The sequence below is a fragment of the Aurantimicrobium minutum genome (genome assembly GCF_029894165.1).
GTDB lineage: Bacteria > Actinomycetota > Actinomycetes > Actinomycetales > Microbacteriaceae > Aurantimicrobium > Aurantimicrobium minutum_A.
In genome coordinates this window covers 346,613-361,503 of record NZ_JARXXU010000001.1, presented here as the reverse complement: position 1 = coordinate 361,503, position 14,891 = coordinate 346,613, and the positions used below count along the sequence as shown (strand labels likewise).

General features: G+C 54.6%; 15 protein-coding genes. 7 read left to right on the top strand and 8 right to left on the bottom strand.

Features of this window, described 5'->3' with window-relative positions; translation table 11 throughout:
- Positions 1 to 33: 33 nt before the first annotated feature.
- From M2119_RS01885 to rpmH, 8 genes are read right to left on the bottom strand one after another with little or no spacing between them, the layout of a single operon-like run.
- Positions 34 to 993 (bottom strand): ParB/RepB/Spo0J family partition protein, encoded by a 960-nt coding sequence (locus tag M2119_RS01885; protein ID WP_280803282.1) that lies wholly within the window; start codon positions 991 to 993, stop codon positions 34 to 36.
- The gene (locus M2119_RS01880; protein ID WP_280803281.1) at positions 980 to 1,933 is read right to left on the bottom strand and encodes a ParA family protein; all 954 of its coding nucleotides are present in this window, start codon (positions 1,931 to 1,933) and stop codon (positions 980 to 982) included. Before M2119_RS01880 ends, M2119_RS01885 begins: the two co-directional genes overlap by 14 nt.
- 35 nt (positions 1,934 to 1,968) lie before the next feature.
- Positions 1,969 to 2,595, bottom strand: a complete 627-nt coding sequence (gene rsmG, locus M2119_RS01875; RefSeq protein ID WP_280803280.1) for a 16S rRNA (guanine(527)-N(7))-methyltransferase RsmG — start codon at positions 2,593 to 2,595, stop codon at positions 1,969 to 1,971.
- 14 nt (positions 2,596 to 2,609) lie between these two features.
- On the bottom strand, positions 2,610 to 3,113 hold the full coding sequence (locus M2119_RS01870) for a protein jag (RefSeq protein ID WP_280803279.1): 504 nt from the start codon (positions 3,111 to 3,113) through the stop codon (positions 2,610 to 2,612).
- Between the two features lie 2 nt (positions 3,114 to 3,115).
- Positions 3,116 to 4,078, bottom strand: a complete 963-nt coding sequence (gene yidC, locus M2119_RS01865) for a membrane protein insertase YidC (protein WP_280803278.1) — start codon at positions 4,076 to 4,078, stop codon at positions 3,116 to 3,118.
- A gap of 7 nt (positions 4,079 to 4,085) precedes the next feature.
- Complete coding sequence (gene yidD / locus M2119_RS01860; RefSeq protein WP_280803277.1) at positions 4,086 to 4,394, bottom strand: membrane protein insertion efficiency factor YidD; 309 nt, start codon at positions 4,392 to 4,394, stop codon at positions 4,086 to 4,088.
- A complete protein-coding gene (gene rnpA / locus M2119_RS01855) occupies positions 4,391 to 4,726 on the bottom strand; it encodes a ribonuclease P protein component (RefSeq protein WP_280803276.1) in 336 nt (111 codons plus the stop codon). The genes yidD and rnpA overlap by 4 nt, the downstream gene beginning before the upstream one ends.
- A gap of 8 nt (positions 4,727 to 4,734) precedes the next feature.
- Complete coding sequence (rpmH, locus tag M2119_RS01850; protein WP_022881903.1) at positions 4,735 to 4,872, bottom strand: 50S ribosomal protein L34; 138 nt, start codon at positions 4,870 to 4,872, stop codon at positions 4,735 to 4,737.
- Positions 4,873 to 5,202: 330 nt separating this feature from the next.
- Between rpmH and dnaA the strand changes: the two genes are divergently transcribed.
- The 7 genes from dnaA (at position 5,203) to M2119_RS01815 (ending at position 14,861) form a co-directional block, all read left to right on the top strand.
- The gene (gene dnaA, locus M2119_RS01845) at positions 5,203 to 6,618 is read left to right on the top strand and encodes a chromosomal replication initiator protein DnaA (RefSeq protein ID WP_280803275.1); all 1,416 of its coding nucleotides are present in this window, start codon (positions 5,203 to 5,205) and stop codon (positions 6,616 to 6,618) included.
- Positions 6,619 to 6,960: 342 nt separating this feature from the next.
- Positions 6,961 to 8,103 (top strand): DNA polymerase III subunit beta, encoded by a 1,143-nt coding sequence (dnaN, locus tag M2119_RS01840; RefSeq protein WP_280803274.1) that lies wholly within the window; start codon positions 6,961 to 6,963, stop codon positions 8,101 to 8,103.
- 22 nt (positions 8,104 to 8,125) lie between these two features.
- The gene (recF, locus tag M2119_RS01835) at positions 8,126 to 9,250 is read left to right on the top strand and encodes a DNA replication/repair protein RecF (protein ID WP_280803273.1); all 1,125 of its coding nucleotides are present in this window, start codon (positions 8,126 to 8,128) and stop codon (positions 9,248 to 9,250) included.
- The gene (locus tag M2119_RS01830; RefSeq protein ID WP_280803272.1) at positions 9,243 to 9,788 is read left to right on the top strand and encodes a DUF721 domain-containing protein; all 546 of its coding nucleotides are present in this window, start codon (positions 9,243 to 9,245) and stop codon (positions 9,786 to 9,788) included. The genes recF and M2119_RS01830 overlap by 8 nt, the downstream gene beginning before the upstream one ends.
- A 124-nt stretch (positions 9,789 to 9,912) precedes the next feature.
- Positions 9,913 to 11,886: a DNA topoisomerase (ATP-hydrolyzing) subunit B gene (gene gyrB, locus M2119_RS01825; RefSeq protein ID WP_280803271.1), complete on the top strand. Its 1,974-nt coding sequence runs from the start codon at positions 9,913 to 9,915 to the stop codon at positions 11,884 to 11,886.
- A 67-nt stretch (positions 11,887 to 11,953) separates the two neighbouring features.
- A complete protein-coding gene (gene gyrA, locus M2119_RS01820) occupies positions 11,954 to 14,428 on the top strand; it encodes a DNA gyrase subunit A (RefSeq protein ID WP_432418510.1) in 2,475 nt (824 codons plus the stop codon).
- On the top strand, positions 14,421 to 14,861 hold the full coding sequence (locus M2119_RS01815) for a DUF3566 domain-containing protein (protein ID WP_280803269.1): 441 nt from the start codon (positions 14,421 to 14,423) through the stop codon (positions 14,859 to 14,861). Before gyrA ends, M2119_RS01815 begins: the two co-directional genes overlap by 8 nt.
- The last annotated feature ends 30 nt before the right edge of the window (positions 14,862 to 14,891 follow it).

Here is a 14,891-nt window from a genome sequence, read left to right as displayed (position 1 = left end):
CCCCCACGTTTCACGTGGAACGGGGGACTGAATCTAGTTCTGTCCGAAGGGTGTTTCACCCAGCTCGGTGAGGATACGGTTAAGGTCACCGATGGTGGCAAATTCGATGCTGATCAGGCCTTTTTTTGCGCTCAGAGCAATCTTGACGCGGGTGTCGAGGCGATCTCCAAGGCGTTCCGCGATCTCATCAAGGTGGCCCCGGCGGGTGCCCGCAACAGGTTTAGGCTTCTTCGCCGTAGGGGCCTCGCCCGCGAGGGCCTCGGCTGCACGAACCGAGAGATCTTCGTTCACAATTTTGTCTGCCAGGCGCTGCATGGCGTCGGGATCGCCGACCGCCAGTATGGCGCGAGCGTGACCGGCGCTGAGCACACCGGCTGCGACGCGCTTCTGCACGAGTGGTGGCAGGCGGAGCAAACGGATGGTGTTCGAGATCTGAGGACGTGAACGACCAATACGTTCCGCGAGCTGTTCCTGAGTGATGCCGAAGTCTGCCATGAGCTGCTGATAGGCGGAGGCTTCTTCCAGAGGGTTCAGTTGTGAGCGGTGGAGGTTTTCCAGGAGCGCGTCACGGAGCATGTCTTCATCAGCGGTGTCGCGGATGATGACAGGAATTTGCTCAAGACCAACTTCTTTAGATGCCCGCAAACGACGCTCACCCATGATGAGCTCGAAGTTCTCAGAATCTGTAATGGTGCGGACCACGATGGGCTGGAGGATGCCAATTTCACGGATGCTGTGAACCAGTTCAGCGAGATCTTCTGGGTTGAAAACCTTACGGGGCTGCTGAGGGTTGGGAATGACAAGGTTTGGAGAGATGTAGGCCAGACGAGCGCCCGGGACTTCCACGAGTTCCACGCTGGCATCCACCACAGGAATGGTGCCGGTGCCCACATGGTCGGGGAAAAACACGTCTACAGGGCGCTCTGTTGTGGGCGCCGTGGGGATGAGGGAGCCGATGCCGCGGCCGAGGCCGGTGCGCTTAGTGGTTGCCATCAGTGGCCTCCTGAGTTGTGGTGTGTGTTGTTCCGGGGGCGCCGCGCTGAGCAATTTCTGCGGCAGCTTCAATATATGAAATAGAACCCACAGACATGGTGTCGTAACTGACCACGGTCTGGCTATAGCTCGGGGCCTCAGAAACGCGCACAGCGCGCGGTATGACGGCCTGGAGCACCTGCTGGGGGAAGTGGGTCCTCACATCGGCTGCCACCTCGTGAGCGAGGCGTGTACGGGTGTCAAACATGGTCAGCAGGATCGTGGTGACCTCGAGATACGGGTTGAGGCCCTTATTGATCATCTCAATGGTGCTCAGGAGCTGTGAGAGGCCCTCCAGCGCGTAATACTCACACTGAATAGGGATGAGTACCTCGCGGGCGGCACTAAACGCGTTGATTGTCAGTAGGCCGAGCGAAGGCGGGCAGTCGATGAAAACGTAGTGGTAAAAGTTCTCACTGTCGTTGAAGAGGCGCTCCAGGGCATCGCGCAGCAAGAACTCACGGCGGTCAATGCCGAACATTTGGATTTCCGCACCTGCCAGGTCCAAGTTTGAGGGCGCGCAATACAGCTCGCCGTCTTCGGTGCTCTTTTGAATAACGTCTGCGAGAGGGGTTCCCTCCACGAGGACGTCATAGATGCTGGGGATTTCTCCGTGGTGAGGAACACCAAGGGCAGTGGAGGCGTTTCCTTGTGGATCCAAGTCAATCACGAGCACGCGGGCGCCAAAGCGTGCCAGAGCTGCAGCAATATTGACGGTCGTCGTGGTCTTCCCCACGCCCCCCTTTTGGTTAGACACCGTGAAGACACGAGGTCGCGCAGGAAGCGGGGGAGCGGGCTGCTCCAGAATGCGCCTCCGGGCCGTCAAGTCACTGAGTTCGCGCGCCAATGGAGAATCCGCGCCCACACGTGGCGTCTCGGGGGATTCGTCAGGATGTTTCACGTGAAACCTTTAGCTCTACAGTCGTGATGCGGGAACTATTCAACTGTAGCCCGAACCACCCTCGTTGCTTCATCCAGGATGCCCTCACCCAGGGTGAGAACCTCAATATCGCGGAGTTTGTAGGCACGAATCTGCTTCGCTGCAGCTTCAATTTCGTTTGCTGCGCCTGCGCCCTTCATGAGCACGAGCTCTCCGCCGGGACGAACGAGTGGAGCGGTCATAGGGATGAGCTTCTTCAACGCGCTGACAGCACGTGCGGTGACCTGGTCTAACAGCACATCTCGGCGGACATCTTCTGCACGATCACGCACGACCGTGACATTAGTCAGTCCGAGTTCCATGACCTGGTCGTTCAACCACGCCGTACGGCGTTCCATGGGCTCAATAAGGACGAAATCCACATCCGGCCGCGCAATAGCCAGGACAAGGCCGGGCAACCCAGCGCCGCTACCCACATCCCCCACGCGTCCATGAAGCAACGGGGCAACAATGCCGCAATTGAGGATGTGGCGAGACCACAACCGAGGAAGTTCGAGGGGGCCAATCAAGCCCAGTTCTTCGCCGTGGGTAGCCAAATTCAGTGTAAATTGGCGGGCTAGTGCCAGCTGATCTCCAAAAACAAGAGCCGCGTGTGCTGGCTCCGCTTCAAATTCGGGAGTCAATGTTTCACGTGAAACTATGCGCCGGCAGTGATAACGGTGTGGCGGTCTTTGCCTTCACCATCAGAGTGCGACACCAGGCCACGCTCACTCACGAGATCGTGCACAAGCTTGCGCTCGTAGGAGCTCATGGGGGGCAATGCGGCCGCGGCGGCACCTGCTTCCAAGCGTGCAGCGGCGGCATCTACCAATGCGGAAAGTTCCTGTTCGCGGGTCTGGCGTGAGCCTCCGACGTCAAGAATGAGGCGAGAAAACTGGCCGGTCTTGTTCTGGACAGCCAAGCGGGTGAGCTCCTGCAGGGCAGAAACAGTCTCGGGGCGGGACAGAACGCGGACGTTACCCTGCTCAGATGCCGTCACGGACACATAGGCGCGACCGTTTCGTGCGTCAATATCCAGGTCACCATCGAGGTCTGCAATGTCGAGCAGTTCTTCGATGTAATCAGCGGCAACATCGCCCTCGTTTTCGAGGTCTTTGAGGCTGGGTGCTGCTTTTGCTTCGGGAGTGATGTCTTCAGACACGGTTATTTCTTCTTTCCGGACTTCTTAGCGCGGTTCTTGCTCACGGGCTGAGCGCGCTGTACTGGCTTAGGTTCTTCAATCTCAATAACTTCAGGGGTTCCCTTGGGCAGCTTGCCGCGGCGAGCAAGGCGCTCTTCGCGGTCCTTGGCTGCCTGACTACCAGGAGTAGGCATGTTGCGGATCACAATGAACTGCTGACCCATGGTCCAGAAGTTGGACACCAGCCAGTAGAACATCACGCCGAGGGGGAAAGTGAAGCCGGAGAAAGCGAAGACAAGGGGGAGAACGTAGAGCAGGATGCGCTGCTGGCGGAAGGCGGGGCTGGCCTTGGTCTCTTCCGACATGTTCTTGGACACGATCTGCAGCTGAGTAATGAACTGAGAGGCCGTCATCAGCACAACCATGGTCATGGCGATAACCATCACGGCAACCTGCTGAGGGTCTGCGTTCATTGCTTCGACGAAGGTGGTGTGCAGGGGCGCGATACCAAACAAGCTGGCGTTGTAGAAGGACAACGCGAGCTCTGCACTCATGGGGCCAACACCTGCAGCGCCGTCTTTTGCGGCAACGTCGTTCAGTACAGAGAACAATCCGAAGAAGATTGGCATCTGCAAGAGCAGTGGGAGGCAGGAGCTCAGGGGGTTACTCCCCGTGCGGCGGTAGAGTTCCATGGTTTCGCGAGACATTGCTTCTCGGGAGAACTGATCCTTTTTGCCCTTGTACTTGTCCTGGATCTTCTTGAGCTCCGGGGCAATCTCGAGCATCTTGCGCTGGCTCTTGATTTGGCGAACAAACACGGGGATAAGCGCGGCGCGAACGACCACAACCAGACCCACAATGGCAAGTACCCAGGTAGCACCCTCATCCGGGTCCATACCAATGGCCGTGAACAGCCAGTGGAACGCAACCAAGATGAGCTCGATAGCCCATTTAATAGGCCACAGAATTGTGCCGATAATGTCCATAGGAGCCTTACGCCCTTCCTTCATTCATCACAACAAAACCTTGGGTTGTGACTCGAAAAACTGTGTGCCGTGCGGGCGGTACATCATCGATGCCACCGAGTGCCCACGGGTTGCACCTCCCTAGCCTACGCAGTGTTAGCGCAGAACCCACAATGAGACCTCGTTGTTGCACAGCTTGAAGTCCGTAATGTGAGCACGTGGGGTAGTAGCGGCAGACATCACCGTAAAGCGGAGAGATCAATTTTCTGTAGATCAGAGCCAACACAATCACGAGATTGCGAGGTACAAGAAAAACAAACCACAGTGCCTTTTTCATGACGACGTGCCTCTGAGCTTGGCTAAAACCCTGGTGACGTCCCGGTGGAGATCATCCCAACTTGCCTCCGCTGCAGCCGGGAGTGCTCGGATAACAATGTCGGCACTCGTGTGGTCACGGACTTCCCACGCAATGGCGCGGAGTTGTCTACGTACCCGATTGCGCGTGGGCGCATTACCCACTGCTTTAGAAGTGATGAAGCCGAAACGAGAAAGACCTCGGTCTGAGACGGCTGCGTATGCAACCACCAGCGACGAGGTCTGTTTCGTTCCGCGACGAATAATTCGGCGGAAGTCCGTTGGCAAAGCCAATCGGTGTGCCCGATCGAGCACGGCCGATACTAAGCGGAGAGTTCGGTGCGGCCCTTACGGCGACGTGCAGCCAGGATGGCGCGGCCGGCGCGGGTACGCATACGAAGGCGGAAACCGTGCACCTTAGCGCGGCGGCGGTTGTTTGGCTGGAACGTTCTCTTGCTCATAAGTCAATCTCCATCAAGGGCTGATGTCGCGCGCCCACGAGAGCGCGGCGCAAAACATTGGGATGCACAGACGGCATCAACCGATTAAATCTAAGGCTTAGAAGCGCTCCCGTCAAACCAGCGCACAAACCAAGTTCAGATTATGGCGGTGAATAACAATAAATTTTTGTTACGACACACCACAAATCGCTTTTTGGAGTTGCCTTCGTCCACAGCTTTTCGATACGGTCAAGTGAGTTATCCCCAGCTTTTCACGCATGAGGCCGTGGGTCCACGTGAAACATGTTTACTTCGGTGGATAACTACTACTGAATTCTGAGGGGAGTTGCCATGAGTGATATCGCTATGCGTGCCACGTGGAACTCCATTCTTGAAGCTCTCACCGCTGATCCGGGTGTAACGGCACCGCTCTACGGCTTTGCTTCGCTCATTGAACCCAAAGGCATCATGGCCGGGACGTTCTATCTTGAAGTTCCGAATGACTTCACGCGCAGCATGATTGAGCAGCGACTCCGTGGTCCGCTACTTTCTGCAATTGCCAGCCTGGGTGAACTCAGCGACGTGTCCACCTTCGCCATTGTGGTCAATCCCGATCTTGCAGCACTCGAGGTTCCTGAAGGTGCCGTCGTTGTTGAAGAAGTGCGGGAAGAACCGCACCCCGTCACTGCCCCGACAATTATGGCCACCGAAAGCGAGTTAGAGTCTCGTCTCAACCCGCGCTATAACTTCGACAGTTTTGTCATTGGTGGATCGAACCGGTTCGCTCACGCTGCAGCGGTGGCCGTGGCCGAAGCTCCTGCAAAGGCCTACAACCCTTTGTTTATCTACGGCGAATCAGGTTTGGGTAAAACTCACCTCCTGCACGCCATCGGCCACTATGCCCAGAGCTTGTATCCTACGATCCGTGTTCGCTATGTCAGTAGCGAAGAATTCACTAACGACTTTATTAACTCCATTGCTAATAACCGTGGTGCAGCATTCCAGTCTCGTTATCGGAACATCGACATTCTGCTGATTGACGATATTCAGTTCCTGCAAGGTAAAGCGGAAACACAAGAAGCGTTCTTCCACACTTTCAATACTCTGCATGATCACAACAAACAAGTTGTGATTACGAGCGACGTGCAGCCCAAGCACCTCACCGGTTTTGAAGACCGCATGCGTACTCGTTTCGAGTGGGGCCTTATTACGGATGTTCAAACACCTGACTTAGAGACACGCATTGCAATTCTTCGCAAGAAAGCAGAACGTGAAAAACTCAGTGTTCCTGACGACATTATGGAATTCATTGCAACGAAAGTTACGAGCAATATTCGTGAACTTGAAGGAACACTTATTCGTGTTACCGCTTTTGCCAACTTAAATAAACAAGCAGTTGATTTACCTCTCGTTCAAGCAGTGCTGAAAGATCTCATCACCTTGGATGAAGACGAGATCATCGCGCCTATCGACATCATTAACAACACGGCTGATTACTTCCGCCTCGGTATTGATGAACTCACCGGAACTTCTCGGGCACAAGCCATCGCCACGGCGCGACAAATTGCCATGTATTTGTGCCGTGAAATGACAAACCTCTCACTCCCTAAAATTGGGCAACTCTTTGGTGGTCGTGACCACACCACCGTGATGCATGCGTGTAAGAAAATCGCGGAACTGATGAAAGAACGTCGTTCCATCTACAACCAAGTCACAGAATTGACTACTCGAATCAAGCAACGCAACGCATATTCGCGAACAAACTAGCCTTTTCCCCCTGTGGATAAACCTGTGTATATGTGGGGAAATCGCCGAGATGGGTTGTGTACGAAAAATTCGTTTGTGTGAATAACGCCAGATTCGATCCCTCGGTTGCCTGGCGTTTGTTGATTCCTACACACAGGCCAAACACAACTTACGCGGTTGTAGTTTCAAGCACTGGGGCGGAAAGCACTGAGTTATCCACAGTATCCACAGAGGTTAAGAAGATTAAAGAGTTAATAAATTAAACAAATCCACTCGGTAACCTTTATCCGGCCGGCATAAATGACTACCCTAAACCGCGATAACATAAGAAACCCGGTTCAGGATTGACGGAAAGGCTCAACGGTGAAGTTTCAAGTAAACAGAGACGTGCTCAGCGAAGCAGTGTCCTTTGCCGTCAAGATGCTTCCAGCTCGAACAACGTTGCCCATTCTTTCGGGCGTCTTGATCGAAGCAACGAGCGACGGTCTTGTTCTCTCTTCTTTCGATTACGAAGTTTCTACACAAACAAAAGTTGCTGCAACTGTTGAAGCTCCAGGCCGAGTATTGGTTTCAGGTCGACTTCTCGCTGAAATTGCCAACCGTCTACCTAACGCACCTGTCACTTTTGAAACGATTGAATCTCGTATTCAGGTCAGCTGTGGTTCTGCAAACTTCACTCTGCTCTCGATGCCTGTTGAGGAATACCCCACCATTCCTCAGGTTGAAGGAGAAACTGGTGTTCTCCCTGCTGAAGAATTCTCTGCCGCAGTAGCTCAAGTGGCTGTGGCCGCATCACGCGATGATGTCACTCCCGTGATTACCGGAGTTCAACTTGAAATCACAGGAAATTCCTTAAGCCTCGTTGCAACAGACCGTTACCGTGTCGCTATTCGGGATATTCCGTGGGAGTCAACCGGTGATGTTGCAGAGATCACGGCCCTTGTTCCTGCCCGGACGATTCAAGAAATTGGCAAGACTTTTGGTCACAGCGGAAATATTTCCATCTCGATTACAAACAAGGACGATCGTGAATTAATCGCCTTTACCGCTGATAACAAGACGGTTACCTCATTGCTCATCAAGGGTAACTTCCCACCCGTCAAGCGTCTTTTCCCAGAAAAAGTTGAAAACTACGCAGTTGTTAATACTGCAGACCTCATTGAGGCAACGCGTCGTGTGAAATTGGTTGTGGAACGTGAGGCGGCACTTCGTTTTACGTTCGCCAACAATGGTTTGACTCTGGAAGCAATCGGTGGAGAACAGGCACAGGCTTCGGAAACTATTGATGCGGTTATTTCTGGTCCTGACGTGGTTGTCTCACTGAAACCAGACTTCCTGCTGGACGGTTTGGGTGCCGTGCATTCAGAATTTACCCGGATTGGCTTTACCTCGGTAGAAAACCCTGCCAAGCCAGGCCCCGTTTTGATCACCAGCCAGACGTCGAAGGACACTCCTGCCGAGGATGCGTACCGCTACCTCCTGCAGCCCAACCTTCTTCTTCGCTAAGAATGAGTGAGTATCTGCAGAAATGCACGTCAGCTCACTGAGTCTCCGAGACTTTCGTAATTACGCAGCTGCGGATATTGAACCAGGTCTAGGTTCAGTTGTTTTAGTGGGGTCTAATGGCCAAGGTAAAACAAATATTGTCGAAGCGATTAATTTTTTGGCGACCCTCGGTTCTCACCGGACAAGTATTGATTCTGCGCTGATTCGTCAAGGATCCGATGCGGCCATTGTGCGAGTAAACCTCGCACATGACGGCCGCACGATCCTGCTGGAAGCGCAATTGAACCGAAATGGCGCCAATAAAGCACAGGTCAACCACAGTGCTGCGAAATTACGAGATTTCCCTCGCTATATTTCTACTGTCATCTTTGCTCCAGAGGACCTCATGCTTATTCGCGGGGAACCAGCTGGACGCAGGAAATTCATGGATGATCTGATTATTCAGCGCACCCCACGCCTTGCCGGAGTTGTTGCTGATTATGACCGCGTGCTGAAACAGCGCAATACGCTGCTCAAGACCGCCCGCGTTAAAGACATTGATGCCGGAAATCTCAGCACCTTAGATATTTGGGATGAGCGATTGATTGCTCTCGGAACAGAAATTACGGGAGAACGCCGCCGATTGCTGACCGATTTAGCGGGGCCTTTGGCCCAGGCATACGAAGCAATAGCCGGATCCGACCATGCCGTCTCGATTGAACTGAAAACCTCGATCGAGGCAGAACACAATCCCCAGGCATATGCCGAAGCATTTAAAAATCTTCTTGAAACAGGACGTGTGCAAGAAATTGAACGCGGAATTACCCTGGTTGGCCCCCACCGAGACGATGTGGAATTTGGCCTCAACACGTTGCCGGCCAAGGGTTATGCCAGCCACGGAGAAACGTGGTCGTACGCACTGTCCTTGAAGCTTGCCGCTGCTCGGCTTTTGCGCAGTGAATCTGTCCTCGGTGACCCGATTCTGATTCTGGATGATGTTTTTGCCGAATTGGATTCCGCCCGACGTCAACGTTTGGCGGAGGCCGTGGCTGATTTTGAGCAAACCTTCATCACCGCTGCCGTGGCAGAAGATGTGCCGGCACAGCTGATGAAACATGTGTTTCACGTGAAAAAAGGCACTATTGAGTTCGGCACAAATAATGCCTGACCAGGAATTTAACCAGCCTGACGCGGCTGACGCCGCGGGGCTGGAGGAGACAGAGTCCTTAGCGCTGTATTCGCGATTAAAGTCGAAAGCGACCGGAACTCCCCGCGTGAAGCTCTCCCGAGATGCCCGGGCTCGACTGAAAAACGCACAGGATCACCCCAACGAACAACCTTTCATGCCAGGGCGAGACCCCAAGGGCCTCGATGACATTCTTGAAAACCTGACACAGCAACTCGGCTGGAAGGCGCCCCTGGCGAAATCGGACCTGCTCGAAGACTGGCCAGACATTGTGGGCCCCGACATTGCCGCGCGGACAAAACCGCTGGGAATTGACGAGTCCGTATTGACCATTTTGTGTGAGTCCACGGCCTGGGCCACACAGCTTCGATTAATGCGCACCGAGGTGCTGACAAAGGTTCTGCACGCACACCCAGAATCAGGTGTAACAGCAATCCGCTTTCAAGGGCCCAACGCCCCAAGCTGGAAACGTGGCCCCAAATCAATTCCAGGGCGTGGTCCTCGCGATACTTACGGCTAGAAATAGGTTTCTGGTCAAGCGCTAAATAAAAACGCGCGAGAGGGCCGTTTCTCCCGATTTTCCCAGGCCCCAAAAGGTAGAATCAAGGGGTCACGTGACGTGCGTAAGGGAGCCATCGAAACATATGTCAACAGAATCTGAAAAGCAGTCTGCAGAAGCCGATTACGGCGCAAGTAATATTCAGGTTCTGGAAGGCCTTGAAGCGGTACGTAAACGTCCCGGTATGTATATCGGTTCCACCGGTCCTCGCGGTCTTCACCACTTGGTCTACGAGATCGTGGACAACTCCGTGGATGAGGCGCTCGCCGGACACTGTGATGACATTCAAGTTTTCATGCGGAAAGACGGCAGCATCCGCGTCATTGATAATGGTCGTGGAATTCCCGTTGACATTCACCCCACCGAGGGGAAGTCCACCGTGGAGGTTGTGCTCACCGTTCTCCACGCCGGTGGAAAGTTCGGCGGCGGCGGATACGCAGTCTCCGGTGGTTTGCACGGTGTCGGTAGCTCCGTTGTTAACGCGCTGTCTTCTCACTTGGAAGTAGAAGTTAAGCGTCAAGGCTTTAGTTACACCCAGAGCTTCAACATTGGTGTTCCCGAAGCACCCCTGGCCAAGGGCTCAGCAACCAATGAATCTGGAACCACCATCACGTTCTGGCCAGACGCTGACATTTTCGAAACCGTGGAGTTCGACTACGAAACTCTGCGTGCCCGTTTCCAGCAAATGACCTTCCTTAACAAGGGTCTGCGCATTACCTTGACCGATGAGAACCAGGTCGATGGTGAGGGTAACTTCATCACCGTTTCCTACATGTTCGAAAACGGTCTGATGGATTACGTCGAGTACCTCAACCGCATCAAGAAGAACGAGATCGTTCACGACGAGATCATTCACTTCGAATTGGAAGACACCGAGAAGAAAATCTCGTGTGAAATCGCGATGCAGTGGACCACTGCCTACAGCGAAAGCGTGCACACCTACGCGAACACCATCAACACTCACGAGGGTGGAACACACGAAGAAGGTTTCCGTGCCGCGATGACCACTCTGGTCAACAAGTACGCACGTGAAAAAGGCATTCTCAAAGAGAAGGACGAAAATCTCTCCGGAGATGATGTTCGTGAAGGCCTCACCGCTGTTGTCTCCATCAAGCTGGCAGAACCCCAGTTCGAAGGTCAGACCAAGACCAAGCTGGGAAACACAGAAGCGAAGGCATTCGTTCAGCGCATTACCGGTGATTTCCTCGGTGACTGGTTCGAGCGCAACCCCAACCAGGCCAAGGACATTATCCGCAAGGCACTGCAGGCAGCAACCGCTCGCATGGCGGCCCGTAAGGCGCGCGAAACCGCACGCCGCAAGGGCCTGCTTGAGGGTGGCGGTATGCCCGGAAAGCTGAAGGACTGCGCGAGCAAGGACCCCTCGATCTCTGAAATCTTCATGGTGGAGGGTGACTCCGCTGGTGGTTCCGCAGTTCAGGGACGTAACCCTGAAACACAGGCGATCCTTCCCTTGCGTGGCAAGATCCTTAACGTGGAGAAGGCCCGCCTGGACAAGGCCCTGGCCAACAATGAAGTCCAGGCCATGATTACCGCTTTCGGTGCTGGGATCGGGGAAGACTTCAACCCGGAAAAGGCCAGATATCACAAGATCGTGCTCATGGCCGATGCGGATGTTGATGGCCAGCACATCACCACCTTGTTGCTCACTCTGCTCTTCCGCTACATGAAGCCACTGATTGAGTTGGGTTACGTTTACCTCGCTCAACCGCCGCTCTATCGACTGAAGTGGTCAAACGCCGATCACGAGTACGTGTACTCGGATGATCAGCGTGACCGCCAGCTCGAGGTGGGTCTCGCTGCGGGACGCAAGATTCCCAAAGACAACGGAATCCAGCGCTACAAGGGTCTGGGTGAGATGGACTACCGCGAACTGTGGGACACCACCATGAACCCCGAAACCCGCACCTTGCTTCAGGTCACTCTGGATGACGCAGTTGCTGCCGACGAAATTTTCTCAACCCTGATGGGTGAAGACGTGGAATCACGTCGAAACTTCATCCAGAAGAATGCAAAGGATGTGCGTTTCCTTGACATCTAACGACAACCTCGTCACGACAGACGAAAACGGAGAGAACCGCATCCAGCAGGTCGACCTGCAACTAGAGATGCAGCGTTCCTACCTCGACTACGCGATGAGCGTTATCGTGGGCCGCGCACTTCCTGACGTGCGTGACGGCCTCAAGCCCGTGCACCGTCGTGTGATTTACGCGATGTATGACGGTGGTTACCGCCCCGACAAGGCATTCTCCAAGTGTGCTCGTGTTGTCGGAGACGTCATGGGACAGTTCCACCCGCACGGTGACTCGGCCATCTACGACGCACTTGTTCGACTGGTCCAGCCCTGGTCCTTGCGCTACCCCCTGGCCCTTGGTCAAGGTAACTTCGGTTCAGCCGGTAATGACTCCGCTGCCGCTCCTCGTTACACCGAAACCAAAATGGCGCCGTTGGCGCTGGAGATGGTTCGCGATATCGACGAAGACACCGTCGACTTCCAGGACAACTACGACGGCCGCACACAAGAGCCTTCTATTCTTCCTGCGCGTTTTCCCAACCTTTTGGTCAACGGTTCGGTTGGTATTGCCGTGGGTATGGCCACCAATATTCCACCGCACAACTTGCGTGAAGTTGCAGAAGGTACGCTGTGGGCATTGGCAAACCCGGAAGCAACACGTGAGGAGCTGCTCGAGGCTCTCATTTCCCGAATCAAGGGCCCTGACTTCCCCACCGGCGCACAGATTTTGGGCATCAAGGGTATTCAGGATGCGTATCGCACCGGTCGTGGCTCCATCACGATGCGTGCCGTGGTCAGCGTCGAAGAACTGCAGGGTCGCACCTGCCTGGTCGTCACCGAACTTCCCTACCAGGTCAACCCCGACAACCTCGCGATTAAGATCGCTGAGCTGGTCAAGGAAGGCAAGATCACCGGTATCGCAGATATCCGCGATGAGACATCTGGTCGTACTGGTCAGCGACTGGTCATCGTGCTCAAGCGCGATGCTGTTGCAAAGGTTGTACTCAACAACCTCTACAAGCAGACTCAGTTGCAGGAAAACTTTGGTGCCAACATGTTGGCCATCGTGGATGGTATTCCGCGCACCCTTGCTATTGATGGATTCATCACCAACTGGGTGGAACACCAGATTGATGTCATCGTTCGCCGCACGCAGTTCCGACTGCGCAAGGCCGAAGAGCGCATGCACATCCTCAAGGGTTACCTAGCTGCACTGGATGCCCTCGATGACGTCATTGCGCTGATCCGCAAGAGCTCCACCGTAGAAGATGCTCGTGACAGCCTGATGTCTTTCCTCAAGATCGACGAACTCCAGGCCCGCGCCATCCTCGAGATGCAGCTTCGTCGTCTGGCCGCTCTTGAACGCCAGAAGATCATTGACGAAGCGAACGAACTCGAAACTCAGATCACCGAGTTCAACGCCATTCTTGCAAGCCCCTCACGTCAGCGTGAGATTGTTTCGGAAGAACTCACCGACATCGTCACTCGCTATGGCGATGACCGTCGCTCGGAGATCATGTTCGGCTTTGATGGCGACATGAGTGTGGAAGACCTCATTCCTGAAGAGGAAATGGTCATCACCGTGACCCGCGGCGGCTACATCAAGCGCACGCGCAGCGACAATTACCGCAGCCAGCACCGGGGCGGCCGCGGCGTCAAGGGCGCTCAGCTCCGAGCAGATGACGTCGTCGAGCACTTCTTCGTCACCACGACGCACCACTGGCTGTTGTTCTTCACGAACACCGGTCGTGTGTACCGGGCCAAGGCTTATGAAGTTCAAGAAGCTGGTCGTGACGCCAAGGGTCAGCACATCGCTAACCTTCTCGCGCTGGCACCAGACGAACAGGTCACCCAGATTCTCGACATTCGCGACTACCAAGCTGCCAAGTACTTGGCCTTGGCAACCCGCGATGGACTGATCAAGAAGACAGCGCTGACCGAATACGACACCAACCGCACCGGCGGCATCATCGCCATCAAGCTGCGTGAAGGTGACGAGCTCGTCTCCGCCCTGCTTATCGAAGCAGACTCAGACGTTCTCCTCGTTTCACGCAAGGGTATGAGCATCCGCTTCACCGCAACTGATGAGGCATTGCGCCCCATGGGCCGCTCCACCTCGGGTGTGACCGGTATGAAGTTCCGCGGCGGTGACAGCTTGCTGTCTGCTTCGCTGGTTTCTGATTCCGGCTTCGTCTTTGTGGTTACCGAAGGTGGTTACGCCAAGCGCACCGATGCTGACCAGTACCGCACACAGAACCGTGGAGGTTTGGGCATTAAGGTGGCCAAGCTCAGCGAAGACCGCGGAGACCTGGTTGGTTCACTGATTGTGGAAGAGGAAGATGAAGTACTCGTCGTTCTCGAAACGGGCAAGGTTGTTCGCTCGGCAGTGAATGAAGTTCCTGCCAAGGGACGTGACACCATGGGTGTTGTCTTTGCTCGCTTCGAAGACGGAGACAAGATTCTTGCCGTTGCTCGCAATTCAGAGCGTAATCTTGAATCAACAGACGAGAACAACGAAGAAGAAGTAACCGGCGCAGACACTGCGGGGGAAGAGGCACCACATGAGTAACACCTTGGCTCAGAAGCTCAAGAACAAGATTCCCCAGAAGGGTGAACCGCGAGCACCCAAGGCTCCCGAAGCTAAGCAAGTTCGCCTCAAGCTTGTCTACATTGACTTCATGTCGGCACTCAAGCTGTCTTTCCTCCTGGGAGTTGCACAGTTCATCGTCGTTGTTGTGGGAACCTTCCTCCTCTACATGGTCTTCGTGCAGACCGGTATCTTCGACACTGCCAACAGCGTTGCCGGTGAAGTGTTGGGAAGCGGAAGCTCCTTCGACATCAACGCCGTGGCCTCGATCGGTAAAGTCCTCGGTGCCGCTGCTGCCATTGGTGTGGTCAACCTCATCGTGATCACCGTGATGGGTGCTGTGTGTGCCGTGATTTACAACGCTGCTGCCAAGATTGTGGGCGGTCTGTCGATTGGTTTCACCAACCAGCAGTAACCACAAACGGGCTCGATTTAGAGATTTCGC

Coding starts and splice junctions, on each gene's coding strand:
- M2119_RS01885 (WP_280803282.1), bottom strand. CDS start 993: ATGGCAACCACTAAGCGCACCGGCCTCGGCCGCGGCATCGGCTCCCTC.
- yidC (WP_280803278.1), bottom strand. CDS start 4,078: ATGGACATTATCGGCACAATTCTGTGGCCTATTAAATGGGCTATCGAG.
- yidD (WP_280803277.1), bottom strand. CDS start 4,394: ATGAAAAAGGCACTGTGGTTTGTTTTTCTTGTACCTCGCAATCTCGTG.
- rpmH (WP_022881903.1), bottom strand. CDS start 4,872: ATGAGCAAGAGAACGTTCCAGCCAAACAACCGCCGCCGCGCTAAGGTG.
- dnaA (WP_280803275.1), top strand. CDS start 5,203: ATGAGTGATATCGCTATGCGTGCCACGTGGAACTCCATTCTTGAAGCT.
- recF (WP_280803273.1), top strand. CDS start 8,126: ATGCACGTCAGCTCACTGAGTCTCCGAGACTTTCGTAATTACGCAGCT.
- M2119_RS01830 (WP_280803272.1), top strand. CDS start 9,243: ATGCCTGACCAGGAATTTAACCAGCCTGACGCGGCTGACGCCGCGGGG.
- gyrB (WP_280803271.1), top strand. CDS start 9,913: ATGTCAACAGAATCTGAAAAGCAGTCTGCAGAAGCCGATTACGGCGCA.
- gyrA (WP_432418510.1), top strand. CDS start 11,954: ATGCAGCGTTCCTACCTCGACTACGCGATGAGCGTTATCGTGGGCCGC.
- M2119_RS01815 (WP_280803269.1), top strand. CDS start 14,421: ATGAGTAACACCTTGGCTCAGAAGCTCAAGAACAAGATTCCCCAGAAG.